The organism is Paenibacillus sp. FSL L8-0663 (genome assembly GCF_038008125.1).
Classification (GTDB): domain Bacteria; phylum Bacillota; class Bacilli; order Paenibacillales; family Paenibacillaceae; genus Paenibacillus; species Paenibacillus polymyxa_D.
This window is the reverse complement of record NZ_JBBOYM010000001.1, coordinates 5,548,438-5,567,408: the sequence shown is the minus strand read 5'-3', so window position 1 is coordinate 5,567,408 and position 18,971 is coordinate 5,548,438. Positions and strand designations below refer to the sequence as shown.

The following is an 18,971-nucleotide window of genomic DNA, read 5'->3' as shown; positions in this document are numbered from 1 at the left end:
TAAGGAGCACCTGCTTTTTGTGTCTATCCTTTTTATTGCCAGCCACGCTGACTAATGACGAACCTCGCGGAAGCTATAGATAATGTCGTGTAGTTCTTTCTTTAAACGGCCGTCTTTAGACGCTGGGGCATATCCTAGCACCTGGTAGTAATCCTTTTCGGTCTCAATAATCGCTACATGGGTGATATATTTATCCACATCTTTTTTACCTTTAATCGCGAACTCAAGGGCAGGATATCCATGAATAGTTGTATTAGAGACAGGTCCTACACTGGACAGGTTCCACTCTTTGGTTAAGTTATTTTCAGCTTTCTTACCATACTGTTGGAGAGTTATATTGCCCAATTGCTTTTTCGAGTGGGATAGTACCACAACGGACTTTTGAATGTACGGATTAAATATCGCAATCTCTGCTTTTCCTTCACGGTCCGGATCTGTTGACCAGTCCAGTGGGGCTGTGATTTGAAATCGTCCATCTTTACTCACATAGCTTTGCTCTTTCTTGCTCACTGGAGCTTCAGGAGGCACGTAACTATTTGCCAGTATAAAAATAGCATTTACAAACGAGGCTCCCAAGATCACCATGGCGGTAAAAAATATAAACAGCGAACGTTTCATTGTCTTTTTGCTAATCGGCTCTAAATCCCGTACCTTTACAACATATGTACCTGCAGCTAAATCACCAATTCGTTGTCTAGATGCAGTTACTAACACGCTGATACCAGCAGGTATCCCACCCATTAGCAACGGATTGGTATCGATTAGCCTGAGCAGCGTACGAATGAGTGATTTAAGAAAACCAGGAGGCTTACCTTCCCCGTTAACCACCTTAATACGAAAGACGAACTTACCCAGCGTATAGCCTGTGTAACCTTCCAAAAGCAAATAATAGCTGAAGAAAGCAATAAGCAGAATACAACGGGATGCAATCGCTAAAGGCCAAAACCATCTATCCGTTATTTGAATGACAGAAATAAAGAAACAAATATACCCAAGATAAAAAAATATGCAATCAAAAACTGTTGCTCCCCACCGTCTAAACAGAGTAGAGTTCCCGTATGTTTTTGATAACGCCGCCATCCTGTTTGGATCTACCCCATAATTTTGACCATGCCGAATGTACATCTGTCTTGAAGATTCCTGCGGGTTGTGTGGTACGTGCTGTTCGTCCAAAAAATACACCTCTTCTTAATAATTAAAAACACACTCCTTATATTAACGGTCATTTTACAATCCATGTTTAGGAAAACATTCTATAAACAAAGAAATTATTATAAATATCCCTTCCTCTCATTTACTCTATAATTGGAAGAAGAAAGTAACGATAGACTCGGGAGGTATGGGTATGCAAGAAGAGCTGGCAAAAGCGAACAAGGCAGCAAGAGGTGAGAATGTGAAAGGTGAGTTTCCGGTTATAACGACCGAACGTCTCGTATTACGAAAAATGGTAGCGACGGACAGCAAGGACATGTTGGAATACTTTTCAGATGAGCAGGTTATGAAGTTTTATGGACTGAGCCCGTTTGAGTCTGAACAGGATGTACTGGATGAGATCAGTTGGTATGATCGGATTTTTGAGACAGATCAGGGAATACGCTGGGCTCTTCAAACGAATGAAGGTAAAATCATCGGTTCTTGCGGGTTTCATAACTGGGACCAACGTCATCACCGGGCAGAAATGGGCTATGAATTGTCCAGAGACTATTGGGGCCAAGGGTTAATGTTGGAGGTACTTGCAGCTGTAATCGACTATGGGTTTAATACCCTCTCATTGAACCGCATTCAGGCGCTAGTAGAGCCAGAGAATGCACAATCCTTGCGTTTGCTCGAAAAAGCAGGCTTTCGGCAGGAAGGGCTCCTCTCCCAATATGAATTTACGTCCGGGAAATATGATGATCTTTACATGTGCGCGTTGGTCAAATCAGAGTATATCAATCGTTCTCAGTAATGATAGATGTAGGTGAATCAAGCAGGGGAGCATGGATAGGAAGAAGGTTGATCATTGTACAACATGATCGACCTTCTTTTTGGATAAAGCAATAAAAAACCCCTTAAAGAAGGGGATTGGTGCTGGGTGTTGTAGGGTTACAATTCGTGTCGCTAAGATCAGGATTGGTAGAGAGGTCGCGATAATGGCTGAGCTTATATTTAATAATTTTTTGGGTCTCCATAAGTCTGGAGATTTCTTGTTGAATCTTCTGATTATGTTTTTCAAGTAAGGAGTGTCTAATCGGAATGGTGCTGTTGCCTTGCATCGAAAGTTCTCGATAATGCTTCATTTCCTCTATGGTCATTCCAGTGGCTTTTAATCGGGTTAGAAAGATAATCCCCAGAATCTGATCTCTACTGTAGAACCTGTGTCCGTTAGCCTTTCGTTCTGCATAAGGCAGCAAGCCAATTCGCTCGTAATAGCGTATGGTATCCTCTGTTAAACCTGTTAGTTCTGCAGCTTGACGAATAGAGGTTATCGTCTCCGGAATTTCCTGCAAAGTACCCCACTCCTTCACTGTAACGATTACCAAGGCACTTCTCCATTCGAGTCGAAAAATCCTCCTGACGGCCCGTCATTATTTAAAGCGGCTAAACGTACAACGACAGCAGCAGCCTGTTGTACCGAACCCGGTCCTGTAAAGCCGTTTAAGTCAGTGGCGGTAAAGCCAGGGTCAGCCGAATTAATTTTGAGAGGTGAGTCTTTGAATTCTTTGGCAAGGGTGACGGTGAACATATTAACCGCTGCTTTGCTGCTATTGTAGGCAAGCAAATTAAATTGTGCATGCTCATGTTCAGGATCGCTATTATAGGTTAATGAACCGAGGCCACTCGACAAGTTAACGATTCTACCGCATGGAGATTCTTGCAATAAAGGCAGCATGGCTTGCGTCACGGCGACCAAACCGAAAAAGTTTGTTTCATACGTTTCTCTTAAATCGTCCAAAGAAAACTGACTTGGAGGAGTGGCTCCTCCCAAAGATATACCGGCATTGTTGATGAGTACATCAAGGGAACCGAATTCTTGTTTGATCTGTTGGACTGCGGAATCAATCGTACTGTGATTCGTCACGTCTAACAAAATCAATCGGGCTTTTACTCCCTCATTAGCCAACTTAGCCACCGCTTCCCGGCCGCTCTGCTCATTCCGTGAGCCAATCAGGATTGTATAACCCATACCCCCCAATTGTCTGGCTGTTTCATACCCGATGCCTTTGTTGGCCCCAGTAATAAGAACTGTTTTTCCAATGGTCATGAGTGATTCCTCTTTTCATTATTCTTGAATTTGGCGGCCACCATGCTTTAAATGTACTACTTGGAGTATACTTAAAGTCAACACAAAACCAGCAAAAATATAGCTCGAAATGCCGTGGACATTCTTTAACTTGGAAGATGGGAGAATGGAATGAATAAAAGGCAAATGGAAATTTTACGCATGTTGTTAACTGAACCGGACCGGTTGTGGTTAGCGCAGGATCTGGCGGATCTGACCGACTGCTCTGAAAAGACGATCCGCAACGATCTGAAAGTAATTGAAGATTATATCGTCAAGCATTCTGATGCCAATCTGGTGAGAAGGCCGGGACGCGGCATTTATCTGGAGATGGGTGAAGCGGATCAGAATGAATTGTTCCATCGACTGTATGCGGACGAGAGTACGGCCCAACATGAGTCGGATGAGGAAAGGGTACTGCATCTCGCCTATCGGCTCTTGATGAATGCCAAGCCTGTGACCATCCAGGATCTAGCTTCACAGTATTATGTGAACAAGACGGTAATTCGTAGAGATATGGAGAAGATTGATGGCTGGCTACACAGCTTTGATCTGGCCTTAATTACCAAGCAGCGCGTAGGCTTGACCATCCTAGGCTCTGAGAAAAATAAGCGCATCGCTTTGGCGCGGATGAACCAGCTGATTGACAGTCCTGAGTTAACAGGACAGTTGATGCGCAAACAGTTTGAATCGCACGAGATTACAACCATAAATCATGAATTAAAAGCATTGCAAAAACGCAATGAGCTCAGCTTTACTGACGAAGCTTTCGAAGCTCTAATGCTGCATATCCTCTTAATGGTCAAACGAACCAAGATGGGACAACCCATTTCCCTCTCCAAGCAGGACATTGCCTTTTTGCAGGAGAGACGCGAATTTACATGGGCTATGTCTTTTTTGCAGCAGTTGCAAAAGTTGTTTGCCGTGCCTTTTTCCAAGGAAGAGACAGCGTATTTAACTCTGCACCTGCTTAGCGGGAAGTTCCGTTACCAGCAGGAGGAAAGAACAGGAAAACAAGGTGAGCTGGCAGATAGCCACCCGCTTTTGCCTGAGTTGATTGAGCAGTTAGTCCGGCGGATGTCCGAGCTGAATATGATTGCCTTTTCCAAGGACAAGATGTTGCTGAAAGGATTGAATGTCCATTTATATACGACCCTGAACCGTCTTCAATATGGGTTGACCGTGTCCAATCCTATGCTGGCCGAGATCAAGAAGATGTACCCCTACATGTTCGACCGAGTTATTATTACGCTGGAAGAGGTGGGGAGATGGGTCCGGCTATCATTCCCCGAGGAGGAAGCGGCGTATTTAACGCTGCATTTTCAGGCTTCTGTGGAGCGATTGCACCAGAAAGAGAGTCATCCCCAGAGAGCCATCATCGTGTGTCACATGGGCATTGGTATGTCCCAACTGCTGCGCACCAAGGTGGAACGTAAATTTCCGGCTGTACATGTGGAGACAACCCTTTCCAAAGCGGAAGTCCAGGACTATCTGGCAGCTCAGGAGGTGGATCTCGTCATTACCACTGTAGATCTCCCAGAGATAAACATTCCGCACATTCTCGTCTCTCCCTTGCTGGATGCCAAGGACGAACGTCGACTGGAGCAAGTGATCCGACGACTGGATGAGCCGGAACATAGGGCGGCAGACGAATCTGTATTTTTTAAATATACAACACCTTTTTTGGTCTTTCCCCAGCAGGAAGTGCAGCATCCGGAACAATTGATCTCCAAGCTGGCGCAAATACTGGAGGACAAAGGATATGTGGAGCCCGGTTATGTGGACAGCGTACTGGCGCGTGAGAAAATGTCGGCTACGACGATTGGAGGAGGCATAGCCATCCCGCATGGCGGTTCTGAGTGGATAAGGCAGTCCTCTATTGTAATCGCTACCTTGAAGCAGCCGCTTACCTGGGGGACCGAGAAAGTAGAGCTTGTGTTCTTGCTTGCGGTTAAACAGGATGGGCGGGAAGAGATGCGCCAGTTATTCAAGGAATTGTCCCTGATCAGTGAGCAGCCTGCTTTGGTTCATGCCTTATCTAAGGAGACCGATGCGATGAGATTATTAGGGAGAATGAAGGGATAAACTAAAATCAAAAGCTGTACTCTGGAGCAGGACTTATAGATAAGTCCTGCTTTTTGTCGGTATAATTCCGTTTTTCCGAAAGTTCCGGTAAAAAGTTCGTCCGATAACAGCAAGATAGGCGTTTATACTATCAATGTAAGCGGAAACAACAGAGAGAAGGGGAATGACTATGAAGATATTAGCGATTACCTCATGTCCTAACGGAATTGCACATACGTATATGGCAGCTGAGAATCTGCAAAAGGCAGCAGCAAAGCTGGGCATCGAAATGAAGGTCGAGACGCAAGGCTCCATTGGAGTCGAAAATCAACTGACCGAGCAGGATATCCGTGAGGCAGATGGCATTATTATTGCAGCGGATAAAACGGTGGTTAAAGACCGCTTCGTCGGTAAGAAACTGCTGGTCGTTGGCGTACAGGATGGCATTCGCCGTCCAGAAGAATTGATCCAGCGGGTGATGAAGGGGAATGTACCTGTGCACCAAGCAGAGTCACGTACTGCCGAAGGTAGCTCACAGGAGAACAAACCGAAACAAAATCCCATCTACCGACACTTGATGAACGGTGTGTCCTATATGGTACCCTTCATCGTCATTGGGGGATTGCTCATTGCCATTGCGTTGACGATTGGCGGTGAGAAGACACCAGGCGGTCTGGTTATACCGGACGGTTCATTTTGGAAGACGGTTCAGGATATCGGCTCAGCTTCGTTTACCTTTATGATACCGATCCTCGCCGGATTTATCGCAATGAGTATTGCGGATAGACCGGGGCTTGCACCGGGTATGGTTGGCGGATTCATTGCTGCGAACGGCAGTTTTTATGGAAGTGAGGCGGGGGCCGGATTTATCGGCGGGATTATCGCTGGTTTTCTGGCGGGTTATGTTGCACTGGGTATTCGGAAAATGAAGGTTGGGCGAGCGTTACAGCCGATCATGCCTATTATTATTATCCCTGTATTGGCATCGTTAATTGTTGGATTAATCTTTGTCTTTGTGATTGGTGCTCCAGTCGCACAATTGTTTGAAGCTTTAACGGGCTGGCTTGCAGGTATGCAAGGTACAAGTTCAATTCTACTAGCATTGATTCTAGGTGCGATGATCTCCTTTGATATGGGCGGCCCTGTGAACAAAGTTGCTTTCTTATTCGGTTCGGCCATGATCGGCGAAGGGAATTATGAAATTATGGGGCCAATCGCCGTTGCGATTTGTATTCCGCCGATTGGGATGGGACTTGCAGCGATGATCAACAAACGTAAATTTGCACCTGCGGAACGCGAGGCCGGGAAGGCAACATTCACGATGGGGTTGTTCGGGATTACCGAAGGTGCGATTCCATTCGCGGCGCAAGATCCACTGCGTGTTATTCCCAGTATTATGGTAGGGTCCATGGTCGGTTCTGTCATCGCCATGTTGGGAAATGTAGGTGATAAGGTAGCTCACGGTGGACCGATTGTAGCTGTACTTGGTGCAGTGGACCATGTGCTTATGTTCTTCATTGCCGTTATTGTCGGCGTAGCCGTATCGGTTGTCCTGGTGAGCTTGCTGAAAAAAGATATTGCAGCAACTGTAACTCCGGATGCTGCTGGGGAAGCGATGCCTGGACATTCTACCGCAGGAGCTGGGCAATCTGCGATTACTACAACGACTGCTGCGGCGGAGTCATCTGCATCAACAACTGTCACAAATAACGGGCCAGCAGTGTCTTCGCAAGCCATGCACATTGAGAAACTGACGGATATTGTAACGATGGATCTGATTAATTTGGATCTGGAAGGAACGACACGAGATGCTGTGGTTGATGAAATGATCGGAGCACTTGAGAGAACTGGAGCCGTAAGCTCTGCCAGTGATTTCAAACAGGCGATATTAGCCAGAGAGGAAGAAGGCTCCACAGGCATTGGAATGAATATTGCCATTCCTCATGGCAAATCGGAAGCTGTCCTGAAGCCAAGCGTGGTCTTTGGCATCAAGCAAGGCGGTGTTGACTGGAATAGTGCAGACGGAAGTGAAGCAAAACTGATCTTTATGATTGCCGTACCGCGCAACAGCAAGGAAAATGCGCATCTGAAAGTGCTGCAAATGTTATCGCGTAAGCTGATGGACGATCATTTCAGAGAGGCGCTTCTGGCAGTTACTACGAAGGAAGAAGCATATCAATTGCTGGATCAGGTGCATTAATTCAATGCGATAAGAACCTAAAATAAAGAAAAGAGGCTCCCGAAGTTTCAGCCGGGAGCCTTTTTTTTGAGAAGGTCTTTGCGTGAGTCAGCGGCGTTCACCGCGTGATATAAGTATGATGCCGAGAAATACAAAGCCTGCACCAGCCAGATGAGCAAATGAGAAGGATTCACGGAGGATGATATAGGACAGCAGCAGTGTGCTGACGGGAATACAACCCGTGTATACAGCTGCTGTACTAGCCGGTACTCTTGATACACCCCTAAACCATAATACGTAGCCTAATGCGGTGACAAAGATACCATAATATAAGACTAGCCCAATCTCCCCTACACCAACGTGGTTAAAGTTGAACTGTTGGGCCTCCACAAAGGAACAAGCCAGGAACATGAGGAATGAAAAGAGTGTTATATACATGGTTCCAAGCAGGGAAGAGACATGGCTGGATAGCATCTTGCGTAACACTGTCAGTGCCGCTTCTCCGAACACAGCAGACAGAACAAGCAGCAGGCCAATGAACGAGGTTGCGTTAGGAGCATTGAACCAGAGCGCCGATATGTGAGGTGCTTGTAGTGCCAAAACACCGAGCAGTGAACAGGCAATCCCTAGTCCGGGGCGGAGCGTAATCTTTTCTCTCAGCAGCACATACGAAAGAAGTACAACAATAGCTGGGGTTAAGCTAGTTAAAATTCCGCTTTCGGAAGCAGAGGCGTAGGCCAGCCCGTACAGCATTAGGACACGGAAGAGAAACATGCCGACCAGTGCTTGAATGAACAGGATTAAGGCATCCCGTTTGCTGATCCTTAATGAATACTTCTTGATGAATACAATGGGTACCAAGAACAGAAGGGCAACAGCCAGACTGGCAGATTGCGATAAAAAAACAGGCAGCTGCATCACGACCAGTTTGCCGACTACCACAGAACTGCCGACAATGGAAGTGGCGATCACTAATTCCATGTAAGTCGAAAAGGTTGGTTTGTTCATTTTATCTCACCTCTTGTACAGATATTGATATATACTGTAGCAATAGAAACTGGGCACTTGTAGATCCAGTTGAAGAGGTTTTCGACAGTACCGCTTGGGGGGGAGCTATGTGGTTATCTATCGATAAGAATGTGACAGTTCCGATGCTGCGTCAGGTATATCAAGCAATACGGGACCGTATTTTAGCTGGAGAACTGAATGCAGGGTATAAACTTCCTTCGACCCGGGTGCTGGCCTTACAGTTGAACGTTTCCCGGAATGTTATCCTCGAAGCTTATGAAATGCTGCTAGCCGAAGGCTTAGCCATTGCGCGCTCAGGTTCAGGAACCTATGTAGCCGAAGGGGCCGTCCTTCCAGGTTATGTATCCGCACCGCCTATCGAGGCGTCTGCGTCTGCAGTGGAATCTGCATATTCAAATGAGATGTCGGTAATTTCCTTCCGGACAGGCCTTCCTGCATTGGAATTATTTCCGCGCAAATCATGGGCTGACTTGCTTCAGAGCGTATGCAAAGAGGCTCCTGATCTGGCACTAGGTTATGGCGATCCTGCTGGAGAGCCTGAGTTACGCAGGGAGCTAGCCGACTATTTGAGTCACACCAGAGGAGTGAAAGTCAGCCCGGAACATATTGTAATCACTAGCGGAGCAGTACAAGCGATTCAGCTTGTCACCCGTCTGTTACTGTCAGCTGGAGATGAAGGCCCTGGTAGAGGAACCGACAAATGAAGATTTAAAAAGCATTCTGGCGGCCACAGGAGCCACACTGCGGAGTATGACTGTTGATGATTCGGGAGTTATAACAGCCGATCTGCCGCAAAAGAAACACCCCAAACTGGCATATCTGACACCCTCGCACCAGTTCCCGCTGGGGGGTATCTTGCCGATCCAAAGGCGGATCGAGCTAATTCAGTATGCAGCCCGGACAGGATGTCTTCTGCTCGAAGATGATTATGACAGTGAGTTCCGGTATGACGGGGTGCCCGTCCACTCCTTGCAGAGTCTGGACCCAGAACGGGTGCTATATGTCGGGACGTTTAGCAAAATATTATTCCCCGCGCTGAGGATCGGCTATATTGTTCTTCCCTCGTCACGAGTCGCTGATTTTATCCGTTTAAAGCAACTGGCGGATTACCAGACGGCGAGCCTGGAGCAAATTGTGTTGAGTCGGTATATCAGGAAGCGACTCCTTCATAAACATGTACATAAGATGAAGAAAGTGTATGCCAAGCGTCGTCAAGTCCTGATTGATAGCCTTGAGCAGCATTTTACAGGGCAATATCGGGTGTGTGGCCGATCGGCGGGTTTACATTTGGTAGCAGAGTTTCAGTTCCCGTTCCGAGAGGATTTGCCGAAATGTCTCCATAGTCAAAATGTATTTGCGGCACAGCTTGAAGGGAACCGGCTGCTCATGGGCTATGGGCATCTAAAGGAAAATGAAATTCGTGAAGGGGTTCGCAGAATCAGGAACGCACTGCAACGGTAGTAAACGCGAAAGCAGCCTATCCTTAGGTGAGGATAGGCTGCCCTTTTCATAGCAAGATATTGTGTTCCATCATCACTATTCATACGAGGTTTGAGCCACGCGTACTAGCATATGGGCAAGCGCATGCTGCTGCTCCTTGTCCCCCGCTTTCCACAGCTCCTGGAGGAGCTTCTCCTCGCTGTTTCGAGGTTCTTCTTTGGCTGCCAGATATCCAGCTATCTTCTCAGCTGCTTTTGCGATCAATTCTTCATTTAAACCGATTTTTTGAGCCATTTCAATCTTGTCGCTCAAATAACTTTTGAATGAATCAAAGCTGCCCAGAATGTCATCCTTTTTGCTGTCGTCTATCCGATTTAATACGTCATCTACCTTGTTCAAGGCCACTTCGCCTTCCTTATTCACAACATGATTGTGTTCTGCCATTTCTAATGCCTCCTCAAGATCGTTTTCTAGGATAAGGACTGCTTACGGTACGGTAGTACTTACCCCGGCTAACCAAAATGAAACCGATGAGAAGCGGAGTATTGCGGAGGTAATCGCTACATAAAGTCAAAAAAATAACGAATTACGTGGAAAAAGACGGGTGAGGTGTAGGTCAAACTATCCACCCGGCTTAAATAGCTTTTTTTCAAAGCATCGAACTTATCATCATCGCCGATTAATAAATCCCGCTTCAGCACGGAAACCGTTAAGCTGCCGAAGAAACCGCTCAAGCTGATCAGCATGCCGAAAATAATCCCAAATTTCAGGTCAAACGGCGTCAGATAGGGATAGATGAAATAGGAAGCCGCTATAGTTACGGGAAAAGCGAATGCAAAGCCTTCCCAAGTTATATTGGGATTGGATGTCGGGACGATTTTCCGTTTTCCGAAATAGAGTGATGCTAGATAGTGTACGACATCATTGAGCTGCGTCAGTACCACTAGAAAAAGTACAAGTTTCGCTCCGTATTGCGGCGTAGCAAACTGAAAATAGGCCAGATGACTCAACCCGAAAACCATCAGCATGAGTCCCCACTGGGTCGAGCTGACACTGCGCAGAAATCCAACCGTTCCTTTGTTGATCAATCGCGGGAGCGGTAGCAGTAAGAATACATAGATAGGAATAAAAACAATAAACATTCCGTACCACCCGATATAAATCCAATAAAATTGTACGGGAATCGCCAAGTACGCCCATAGAAACAATCTGCGATCAGCTTTTCTGGATCTAATCATGGAAAAGTATTCTTTTAGCGCAAAAAAGGTGAGTGCCATCAGGGAAAGCAGTGAAACAATCGGATTGAAAAGAGTTGCCAAGCAAAAGATAAAGAACATACCCCACCATGTCTTGATGCGAAGCCCAATCCCTGCATAGTCTTTGTCTGGCTGTGTTTTGACTACTACTATGTAAATCAGATGGATGACCAATAAGGCTGTAAAAATAAGGATTAACGTTAATATCGAACTGTCCATTACCACTCACCAACTTATCGCGAAATAGGGTTCCATTAGGGTTCCTATGTTATTATGAAGGAATAATTCCAACTTGATAAGGGGAAATTTCGTAAATGGTAGCAGATCAATCCGTCTTTATCTTGCTTACGAATACGGGAACGTTTCTTACGAGAGTCATTAAAAGCTATACGAGAGCGCCATACAATCACGCCTCCATTTCCTTCAACCGGGAACTTTCGGAGTTATACAGCTTCGGCAGAAAGACCCCTAATAACCCTCTGGATGGTGGTTTCGTGAAAGAGGATATTAAGACAGGTACATACAGCAGATTTCCGAATACAACATGTGTTATCTACCAGCTTCAAGTAACCGACCGTGAAGTTGAAAAAATGAAGCGAGTTTTACATGTATTTATCCGAAGTCGTCAAAAATATATGTATAACTTACTGGGTTTGATTGGTATTGCACTCAAAGAACCAGTCGAGTTCAGCAATTCTTATTTTTGTTCGCAATTCGTCGCGGAAATTTTACAGCGATCCGGCATAAAAATATGGAACAAACTGCCCGCTCTTGTTACGCCAGACGATTTTCGGCAAAGTGATCGATTCCATTTGATCTACGAGGGGAAATTGAGCGAGTATGATCCTCAAGCTTGAGGACCAGCACCGCATGACCTAGACCCCTTCCGGCACAATTACCTCGATATGACGCGGTAAAATACCAAGCTCGATAGGCAAAGACGGCCCTTCCTCACCATCTACATTCGTACTGACCGGTTCTGCGGAGCTGACACTTACATGCTTTGCAGTAAAGTAAACGATATCACTATGATCCTTCAGGTTGCCTAAAAATAAGGATATGCTGGCCGTCACGGTGTTCAATATATTGAGGTTTTTAAAAATAAAGCAGTGAAGCAGACCATCGTCAACAGTCGCATCGGGTGCCAGTTTCTCGAATCCGCCAACTGAATTGGTTAACGTGGCCAAAAAGAGTGGGGACTTTCCTTCCCAGGTCTTGTCATCATAGCGGACGATAAGTGAGTGGGCTGGATGGCTGATAAGCTCTTTCATGCCTTCTTTGAAGTAGGCAAATGTGCCAAACATGGATTTATCGTCTGACGATACAGCTGATAGCGATTCAGCAAGCGAACCTGTAGCAACAACATTGGCAAACATTCGGCCGTTTAAGAGGCCCATATCTACGTTTTTCACGCGGGCAGAAGTCAGTGTACGGATCGCCAGCTCGGGACTTAGCTGAATTTGCAAGGCACGGGCAAAATCATTGACTGTCCCAAGGGGGATAATCCCCAGTCTTGGACGGTGGTCTTGATCCATGAAACCGTTGATGGTTTCGTGAAGTGTGCCATCTCCACCGATGGAAACGACTAGGTCACAAGCTTCCTCACACGCATTAACGCAAAAACGGGTGGCGTCCAGTTCCTTCTCTGTCTCTTTAACCGTAACAACGTATCCTTGATCACGTAGAGTTTCTTCTACGTTTCTGACATGTTGGAGGGATTCCTCTTTGCCGGAAGAGGGATTTACAATGATCATAGCTTTCTTCATATACATGTTCCTTTCTCTAGGGGAAAGTTTGGGTTACCCACTCTTACCCGCAAAGCAGACCTTTAGACTCTAGATTAGACATGTGTTATATTTTTAGTTACTATATAAAAGTAAATAAAATCTGAATGGAGGATTTCATATGAAAATCGCATTAACAGGAGCAACAGGGCAACTGGGTTCCATCGTGGTAGATACGTTGCTTACATCTGTCTCCGCAAACGATCTTATTGTTAGCGTAAGAAATCCAGAAAAAGCAGAGAACTTACGGTCTCGTGGCGTTGACGTTCGTCACGGTGATTTTGATAAACCGGAGACGCTGGATCAAGCGTTTGCTGGAGTAGATCGACTGCTGATTATATCCGCAGACGGGGATAATGATACTAGAATTCGTCAGCATAAAGCGGCTGTTGATGCTGCTGTGCGTGCTGGAGTAGGCTTCATCGCTTATACTAGCGCTGCCAATGCCGCTGACAGCACTCTATTTCTTGCGCCCGTACATCGCATCACGGAGGAGTTCATTCGCGGGTCAGGTATTCCTTATTCCTTCTTGCGTAATAATTGGTATCTGGAGAATGAGGCAGGCACGATCCGATCCGTACTCGCGGGTGCTCCTTGGCTAACCTCGGCAGGGTCCGGTAAAGTAGGTTGGGCTACCCGCGCAGATTATGCGCAAGCAGCTGCAACTGTTTTGTCTGGTGAAGGACATGAGAATACAATATACGAGCTCTCCGGTAAGCCGATTACCCAAGAAGAGTTTGCAGCGGTACTTGCTGAGGTTCTGGGCAAAAACGTTCCTGTCCAGCAGGTGGATGATGCTACGTATGCCGAGGTTATGCTCGGTGCGGGAGTCCCGGAAGGAGCAATCCCTATTGTGGTTGGTATTCAACAAGCGATTCGTGAAGGAGCCTTGGATGTCGTAAGCAGCGATTTTGAGAAGCTGTTGAAACGCCCCCTTACACCGCTTAGCCAAGGAATTAGTGAACTAATCAAGCAAATCCAAGCATAATAAACGTGCCGTAAAGCGGATGCTGCCTACCTAGGCAACATCCGTTTTTAGTTATATGTTCACCTATGGACATTTTCAGCAGACAGAACGCTTACATATGAGGTGCAACAATACTCAGATTAGTTTCATCCATGAGTGGAATCGTGACGGATTATCCAATATACTTGTAGGGAACTCCAAGGAAGACTTGGAGCAAGCTTGGTCTATCAAGGAAGCTTAGCACAGCAGTAGAATTTGAAAATGAATGGAGTACATAATACCATGTCTAATTTACCAAATTGTCCTGAATGTAATTCAGAGTACACTTATGAGGATCGCAGTCTTTTCATTTGTCCGGAATGCGCTCATGAGTGGTCTACCGAGCCAGAAGCAAGTAGTGAAGACGTAAAGGTCGTCAAAGATGCGAATGGTAACATCCTACAGGATGGTGACTCTGTAACTGTCATTAAAGACCTTAAAGTGAAGGGAAGCTCATCCGTCTTAAAAATTGGCACCAAAGTAAAAAACATCCGTCTGGTGGATGGCGATCACGATATTGACTGCAAAATTGATGGTTTTGGAGCAATGAAGCTAAAATCGGAGTTTGTAAAAAAGAATTAAAATGTAAGAAAGGAGAAGCCGAGGGCTTCTCCTTTTTTTGTTTATAAGGGCGCTAACCATACGGTTCCTGTTCCCCTGTACACATTTACCAGCCCTTCGCCGGAAGCAGCCGAGCCCATTTTGGTTTTTCCAGATTTTTCGACGGTGAACTGTAAGGTATTGGACCACATGAGGGCAAAGTTACCATCCACCTTCAGCACATCATTTTGCAATTCTATAACGACCGCTTCCTCGGAAGGGATTGGCGCTTGAAGTGCCAGAACTCCTTTTCCGCGGGCGCTTAAATTAAATAACCCTTCTCCACCCAGTGCGGCAGAGGAAAGATTACTACGTGCAACGACGGATATGTCCAGCGTCGTGTCACAAGCCAAAAACAAGCCGTCTTCGATGGCAATATCATCATTGTCGACATCAATAAGCCAAATATATTGGTAGGTAGGCTCCAGCATAATGGTACCCGTGCCTTTATAGTGCGGTTTAATGGCACCTGTCCCTGTTACAGCGCCGGACACCAAGTTTCGCATTAAGCCTCCCACGCCTTTTACACCGGTAGTCATTTCCATGCTACCCACAGTATATTGCATGGCTCCCGCCTTCATCATAATCTCACTATTGTTGATTTCGATCATGAGTTGCTTGCGGCGCATGTTACTTTTGCTCATATAGTAATTGTCTTGCGCAGCCGCAACCGAGGTGCAGCTCAAATCTGTTATGTATTCCAGTACCGTAAATCCGCCTAATTGGTCAGTGATAGCAACATTGCTGTTATCCTTTAAATTATTAATAACAAAAGCCATAAATGTAAGTGCCTCCTTGTTGTATTCATGGTGTGGGGATGGGAAACTTCTTTGTTCCATACAATATTCGACAAAGAGACTTCTTTTCCTGCGGCGAATCTTGACACTTCCCTTGGCTGATTTTCAGACTCAGAAAAGGAGAGCTTGAAAAAGATGCGAAAAAGGTTCAATATAAAGATATCGGTTTTTAAAATGATTGGCTTCGAAAGCAGCCGAATGAGAATGAAACATGAAAATAGGGGGTAGAGCAAGTGGAGATAGGGATAAGCACGTTTGTAGAAACAACGCCGGATCCCCAAACGGGGGAGGTTATCAGTCACGCACAACGAATACGTGAAGTGGTCGAGGAGATTGTGCTTGCAGATCAGGTAGGGCTGGATGTGTACGGCGTCGGGGAGCATCATCGTAAAGATTATGCGGCATCTGCACCTGCTGTTATCCTCGCTGCTGCTGCTGCACAGACCCAACGGATTCGGTTAACCAGTGCAGTTACGGTACTTTCATCGGATGATCCCGTACGTGTGTTTCAGGATTTTGCTACACTGGACGGCATTTCGAATGGACGAGCTGAGATTATGGCAGGCCGGGGCTCTTTTATCGAATTGTTCCCGTTATTTGGGTATGATTTGGATAACTACGATGAGTTATTTGATGAAAAACTGGAGCTGTTATTGAAAATCCGAGAATCCGAGAAAGTCACCTGGAAGGGCGGACATCGGCCTGCAATTCACAATTTGAGCGTGTATCCGCGTCCAGTTCAAAATCCGTTGCCCGTATGGATTGGGAGTGGGGGGAATCAGGAATCTGTGGTTCGTGCAGGATTGCTCGGTTTGCCATTGGTTCTGGCGATTATCGGGGGTAGCCCTGTACAGTTTGCCCCGTTGGTGGAACTATATAAAAAAGCCGCGAGGCATGCCGGTCATGATGCATCGCTGCTTCCGGTTGCATCACACTCACATGGTTTTATCGCAGAGACTACTGAGCTGGCAGCGGATAAGTTCTTCCCTTCCACTCAGCAGAGCATGAATGTGCTTGGGCGTGAACGCGGTTGGGGCCCTTACACTCGCTCCAGCTTCGATGCCGCACGCAGCTTTGAAGGAGCGTTATATGTAGGCGATTCCGACATGGTTGCCCAAAAAATCATTCATCTGCGTAAACAGGTAGGCATTACACGTTTTTTGTTACACGTACCCGTCGGGACGATGCCGCATGATGATGTCATGAGAGCTATTGAGCTATTGGGAACAGAGGTAGCACCACGGGTTCGTGAAGAGATATCCAAGTGGGAATCCGAGAGTAAATAGGTGGATTGATCTCAGTAGACAAAGGAGAAAGGGGCAGACCATGAGCGATATGGCCGCTCCTTTCTTAACTCTAAAATAATCTATATATGAGCTGATCAGATCATTTTTTATTTTGTCCGTTTTTTATGCGTGATGCGCTTTTGCAACAGGGTTTTACCTTGTTTTAGTCTCTTAGGTTTAGCAGGGACTCTGCGCAGGATAGGTTTCTCTTGGATTGCCTTGGAAGGCAATGTCATGCGGAGTGTAGATGATGCAGGTTTTCTTTGACTGCTGCTTGTTACAAAGTTGATGGTGTAGTCCAAGACGAATGGACTAACTGCGATTCTCCGCAGTCCCACGCTTCTACAAGTGGTACAACCTGTATCCCAGCACCAATTGAAGGCATTCTCAGGAACTTGAGTGAAATATGAACCCCGCCATTCGCGTCCAAAATCATCTTCAGCGTAATAAAAGAACGTATTCCCTCCTGCGAAGCCGCTCCAAACCTGAATAGTCTGTCCAGGGTTAACACGGTACCAGCCTGCTTTAGAATAGTTAACAGGAGTACAGCTGAAGTCCGGATAGGCAAAGACCACAAAGATAGCCGCATTGGTACTGTTGCGAAAATTGAGACCCATTTGTCGTCACTTCTTTCCTCATATAGTAATCCTACAGAGTATTCTATGAGAGTTTTGAAAGAAGGGAACGGACACGAGTCTCTTAATCGCTAAAATTGAACCATTTGCTGATGTCTATTTTGTTATGTTCATTTATAGATCTCCATTCGTTTGATTCTGGTTGATAGGTATAATCTTTTTGCCAGGTCACGATGTTTTCCACGATTGCCCGTATGGAAGAGGCGATATAGGAGACTTCCTGATTCGTCATCATGGGATGGAGCGACAGACGCACCCAGCCCGGTTTTCGAGATAAGTCTCCTGCATCGATCAGGTCTGTCATTTGTTTAGACGTTTGGGGGTCGATGCCCAGCAAATAATGTCCGTAGGGGCCTGCACAAGAGCAGCCGCCCCGGACCTGAATACCAAACCGGTCATTCAATAGTTTTACGATCAGGTTATAGTGAATAGGACCGACAACGAAAGAAACGATTCCCATTCGTTCTTGGCTGCTTCCTCCTAAAATGTGTAGTCCTGGTATGGTACTCAAGCTTTTTAGTAATAATGATGTCAGTTCCTTTTTTCGCTCCAACATGCGGTTGTATCCCATTTGTTCTTTCAGCCGAATGCAGAGCGCCGTTCGAACGGCCTGTAGAAAGGCAGGGGTTCCTCCATCCTCACGGGCTTCAGTATTATCTTTATACTCGTATCCACCCCAAGGATTGGTCCAGCTAACTGTACCCCCTCCGGGCTGATCCGGAGCACAACTAAGGCATAGTCTCGAATCCATAATTAAAACGCCGCTTGTACCGGGACCCCCAAGAAATTTGTGGGGTGAAAATACAATCCCGTCCAGTTTCTCGAGAGGATCTGTGGGGTGCATGTTAATCTCGGCATAAGGTGCGCTTGCTGAAAAATCAATGAAACAAACGCCGCCATGTTCGTGCATTTTGCGAGATAGCTGGTAAATCGGTACTTCGAACCCTGTAACATTAGAGCAGGCGGTAAAGGCGCCGATTTTGATAGGGCGATGCCGGAATTGAAGCAGCAGTCGTTCGAGATGAGTTGGATCGACAATCCCGCCGGGACCCGGAGGAAGACATACAACGTCTCCAACGGTTTCTGCCCAGGAAATATGATTGGAATGATGCTCCATATGTGTAACGAAAATAACGGGGCGCTCTTTTTTGGCGATGGGGTAGAGGGGCTTTAATTTTTCATGTATTTTCAATCCTAATAGCCGCTGAAGCTTATTCACTGCACCTGTCATACCTGACCCGGCGAACAGGATGATATCATGTTCATTGGCATGAACGTGGCCCTTAATGATTTGTTTCGCTTCTTCATAGGCTTGGGTCATCAGAGTTCCTGTCAAATTAGACTCCGTATGCGTATTCGCCACAAAAGGGCCTAATTCATGAGCTATTTTCGACTCGATGGGTCCATACAGACGGCCACTGGCTGCCCAATCCGCATAAATCAGCTTTTTTTGTCCATATGGAGATTCAAAGGTCTGGTGATATCCGATTGTACTTTCACGATACCTTTGGAAATAAGCCTCGTTAGAAGGCTGATACCTACAATTACTGCTTCCAATTCGAGCCATGAGCATACGGCGCCTCCCAAGTCGTTCTGTCTTCTTAGGGTACGTAAGTAGGTCCGAATGGGTTAA

Annotated in this window: 19 protein-coding genes; 9 read left to right on the top strand and 10 right to left on the bottom strand. The window is 46.1% G+C overall.

All coding sequences use genetic code 11. The annotated features are described in order from the left end of the window. Positions 1-51: 51 nt before the first annotated feature. A complete protein-coding gene (locus MKY75_RS24725; RefSeq protein ID WP_256026111.1) occupies positions 52-1,182 on the bottom strand; it encodes an RDD family protein in 1,131 nt (376 codons plus the stop codon). 211 nt (positions 1,183-1,393) lie between these two features. Between MKY75_RS24725 and MKY75_RS24720 the strand changes: the two genes are divergently transcribed. Next, the gene (locus tag MKY75_RS24720) at positions 1,394-1,948 is read left to right on the top strand and encodes a GNAT family N-acetyltransferase (protein WP_340887125.1); all 555 of its coding nucleotides are present in this window, start codon (positions 1,394-1,396) and stop codon (positions 1,946-1,948) included. Between the two features lie 103 nt (positions 1,949-2,051). Here the strand turns inward: MKY75_RS24720 and MKY75_RS24715 are convergent, their stop codons facing one another. Both MKY75_RS24715 and MKY75_RS24710 read right to left on the bottom strand, forming a co-directional pair. Next, positions 2,052-2,522, bottom strand: a complete 471-nt coding sequence (locus MKY75_RS24715; RefSeq protein WP_239645250.1) for a MerR family transcriptional regulator — start codon at positions 2,520-2,522, stop codon at positions 2,052-2,054. Further along, positions 2,516-3,244 carry an SDR family oxidoreductase gene (locus MKY75_RS24710; RefSeq protein ID WP_029518869.1) on the bottom strand — a complete coding sequence of 243 codons (729 nt, stop codon included), beginning with the start codon at positions 3,242-3,244 and terminating at the stop codon, positions 2,516-2,518. Before MKY75_RS24710 ends, MKY75_RS24715 begins: the two co-directional genes overlap by 7 nt. A 150-nt stretch (positions 3,245-3,394) precedes the next feature. Here MKY75_RS24710 and MKY75_RS24705 point away from each other — a divergent pair, with 150 nt between their 5' ends. Together MKY75_RS24705 and MKY75_RS24700 are read left to right on the top strand one after the other, a co-directional pair. Continuing rightward, positions 3,395-5,347, top strand: a complete 1,953-nt coding sequence (locus MKY75_RS24705; RefSeq protein ID WP_340886908.1) for a BglG family transcription antiterminator — start codon at positions 3,395-3,397, stop codon at positions 5,345-5,347. 169 nt (positions 5,348-5,516) lie between these two features. After that, on the top strand, positions 5,517-7,526 hold the full coding sequence (locus MKY75_RS24700; RefSeq protein WP_340886907.1) for a PTS fructose transporter subunit IIABC: 2,010 nt from the start codon (positions 5,517-5,519) through the stop codon (positions 7,524-7,526). An 87-nt stretch (positions 7,527-7,613) separates the two neighbouring features. On the opposite strand, the gene MKY75_RS24695 is transcribed toward MKY75_RS24700, so the two are convergent. Beyond that, the gene (locus tag MKY75_RS24695) at positions 7,614-8,513 is read right to left on the bottom strand and encodes a DMT family transporter (protein WP_029518866.1); all 900 of its coding nucleotides are present in this window, start codon (positions 8,511-8,513) and stop codon (positions 7,614-7,616) included. A gap of 107 nt (positions 8,514-8,620) precedes the next feature. Between MKY75_RS24695 and MKY75_RS24690 the strand changes: the two genes are divergently transcribed. Together MKY75_RS24690 and MKY75_RS24685 are read left to right on the top strand one after the other, a co-directional pair. Next, positions 8,621-9,238, top strand: coding sequence for an aminotransferase-like domain-containing protein (locus MKY75_RS24690; protein ID WP_340886906.1), 618 nt, complete (start codon positions 8,621-8,623; stop codon positions 9,236-9,238). Further along, entirely contained in the window at positions 9,177-9,995 is an 819-nt protein-coding gene (locus tag MKY75_RS24685) for an aminotransferase-like domain-containing protein (protein ID WP_340886903.1), read from the top strand. The genes MKY75_RS24690 and MKY75_RS24685 overlap by 62 nt, the downstream gene beginning before the upstream one ends. Positions 9,996-10,070: 75 nt before the next feature. Here MKY75_RS24685 and MKY75_RS24680 read toward each other — a convergent pair whose 3' ends face one another. Then, on the bottom strand, positions 10,071-10,418 hold the full coding sequence (locus tag MKY75_RS24680) for a DUF3243 domain-containing protein (RefSeq protein WP_340886901.1): 348 nt from the start codon (positions 10,416-10,418) through the stop codon (positions 10,071-10,073). Positions 10,419-10,534: 116 nt separating this feature from the next. Continuing rightward, on the bottom strand, positions 10,535-11,449 hold the full coding sequence (locus MKY75_RS24675) for a phosphatidate cytidylyltransferase (protein WP_165145549.1): 915 nt from the start codon (positions 11,447-11,449) through the stop codon (positions 10,535-10,537). 95 nt (positions 11,450-11,544) lie between these two features. Here MKY75_RS24675 and MKY75_RS24670 point away from each other — a divergent pair, with 95 nt between their 5' ends. Continuing rightward, complete coding sequence (locus tag MKY75_RS24670) at positions 11,545-12,087, top strand: hypothetical protein (RefSeq protein ID WP_039271982.1); 543 nt, start codon at positions 11,545-11,547, stop codon at positions 12,085-12,087. Between the two features lie 18 nt (positions 12,088-12,105). Here MKY75_RS24670 and MKY75_RS24665 read toward each other — a convergent pair whose 3' ends face one another. After that, on the bottom strand, positions 12,106-12,996 hold the full coding sequence (locus tag MKY75_RS24665) for a diacylglycerol/lipid kinase family protein (protein WP_340886897.1): 891 nt from the start codon (positions 12,994-12,996) through the stop codon (positions 12,106-12,108). A 139-nt stretch (positions 12,997-13,135) separates the two neighbouring features. On the opposite strand from MKY75_RS24665, the gene MKY75_RS24660 reads away from it, so the two are divergent. Continuing rightward, entirely contained in the window at positions 13,136-14,002 is an 867-nt protein-coding gene (locus MKY75_RS24660) for an SDR family oxidoreductase (protein WP_340886894.1), read from the top strand. A 261-nt stretch (positions 14,003-14,263) separates the two neighbouring features. Then, complete coding sequence (locus tag MKY75_RS24655) at positions 14,264-14,602, top strand: zinc ribbon domain-containing protein YjdM (protein ID WP_069012300.1); 339 nt, start codon at positions 14,264-14,266, stop codon at positions 14,600-14,602. Between the two features lie 41 nt (positions 14,603-14,643). Here MKY75_RS24655 and MKY75_RS24650 read toward each other — a convergent pair whose 3' ends face one another. After that, complete coding sequence (locus MKY75_RS24650) at positions 14,644-15,399, bottom strand: AIM24 family protein (RefSeq protein ID WP_029518860.1); 756 nt, start codon at positions 15,397-15,399, stop codon at positions 14,644-14,646. Between the two features lie 251 nt (positions 15,400-15,650). Here MKY75_RS24650 and MKY75_RS24645 point away from each other — a divergent pair, with 251 nt between their 5' ends. Continuing rightward, on the top strand, positions 15,651-16,703 hold the full coding sequence (locus MKY75_RS24645; protein WP_340886891.1) for an LLM class flavin-dependent oxidoreductase: 1,053 nt from the start codon (positions 15,651-15,653) through the stop codon (positions 16,701-16,703). A gap of 107 nt (positions 16,704-16,810) precedes the next feature. Here the strand turns inward: MKY75_RS24645 and MKY75_RS24640 are convergent, their stop codons facing one another. Further along, the gene (locus tag MKY75_RS24640) at positions 16,811-17,320 is read right to left on the bottom strand and encodes a DUF1036 domain-containing protein (protein WP_029518858.1); all 510 of its coding nucleotides are present in this window, start codon (positions 17,318-17,320) and stop codon (positions 16,811-16,813) included. An 82-nt stretch (positions 17,321-17,402) separates the two neighbouring features. Continuing rightward, positions 17,403-18,911 carry an aminotransferase class V-fold PLP-dependent enzyme gene (locus tag MKY75_RS24635; protein ID WP_069012298.1) on the bottom strand — a complete coding sequence of 503 codons (1,509 nt, stop codon included), beginning with the start codon at positions 18,909-18,911 and terminating at the stop codon, positions 17,403-17,405. Between the last annotated feature and the right edge of the window lie 60 nt (positions 18,912-18,971).

Excerpts from the sequence above, each read along its gene's own strand:
- MKY75_RS24695 (WP_029518866.1), bottom strand. The coding sequence starts at position 8,513 with ATGAACAAACCAACCTTTTCGACTTACATGGAATTAGTGATCGCCACT.
- MKY75_RS24680 (WP_340886901.1), bottom strand. The coding sequence starts at position 10,418 with ATGGCAGAACACAATCATGTTGTGAATAAGGAAGGCGAAGTGGCCTTG.
- MKY75_RS24690 (WP_340886906.1), top strand. The coding sequence starts at position 8,621 with ATGTGGTTATCTATCGATAAGAATGTGACAGTTCCGATGCTGCGTCAG.
- MKY75_RS24650 (WP_029518860.1), bottom strand. The coding sequence starts at position 15,399 with ATGGCTTTTGTTATTAATAATTTAAAGGATAACAGCAATGTTGCTATC.
- MKY75_RS24660 (WP_340886894.1), top strand. The coding sequence starts at position 13,136 with ATGAAAATCGCATTAACAGGAGCAACAGGGCAACTGGGTTCCATCGTG.
- MKY75_RS24655 (WP_069012300.1), top strand. The coding sequence starts at position 14,264 with ATGTCTAATTTACCAAATTGTCCTGAATGTAATTCAGAGTACACTTAT.
- MKY75_RS24710 (WP_029518869.1), bottom strand. The coding sequence starts at position 3,244 with ATGACCATTGGAAAAACAGTTCTTATTACTGGGGCCAACAAAGGCATC.
- MKY75_RS24665 (WP_340886897.1), bottom strand. The coding sequence starts at position 12,996 with ATGAAGAAAGCTATGATCATTGTAAATCCCTCTTCCGGCAAAGAGGAA.
- MKY75_RS24705 (WP_340886908.1), top strand. The coding sequence starts at position 3,395 with ATGAATAAAAGGCAAATGGAAATTTTACGCATGTTGTTAACTGAACCG.
- MKY75_RS24675 (WP_165145549.1), bottom strand. The coding sequence starts at position 11,449 with ATGGACAGTTCGATATTAACGTTAATCCTTATTTTTACAGCCTTATTG.
- MKY75_RS24635 (WP_069012298.1), bottom strand. The coding sequence starts at position 18,911 with ATGCTCATGGCTCGAATTGGAAGCAGTAATTGTAGGTATCAGCCTTCT.
- MKY75_RS24670 (WP_039271982.1), top strand. The coding sequence starts at position 11,545 with ATGGTAGCAGATCAATCCGTCTTTATCTTGCTTACGAATACGGGAACG.
- MKY75_RS24640 (WP_029518858.1), bottom strand. The coding sequence starts at position 17,320 with ATGGGTCTCAATTTTCGCAACAGTACCAATGCGGCTATCTTTGTGGTC.
- MKY75_RS24700 (WP_340886907.1), top strand. The coding sequence starts at position 5,517 with ATGAAGATATTAGCGATTACCTCATGTCCTAACGGAATTGCACATACG.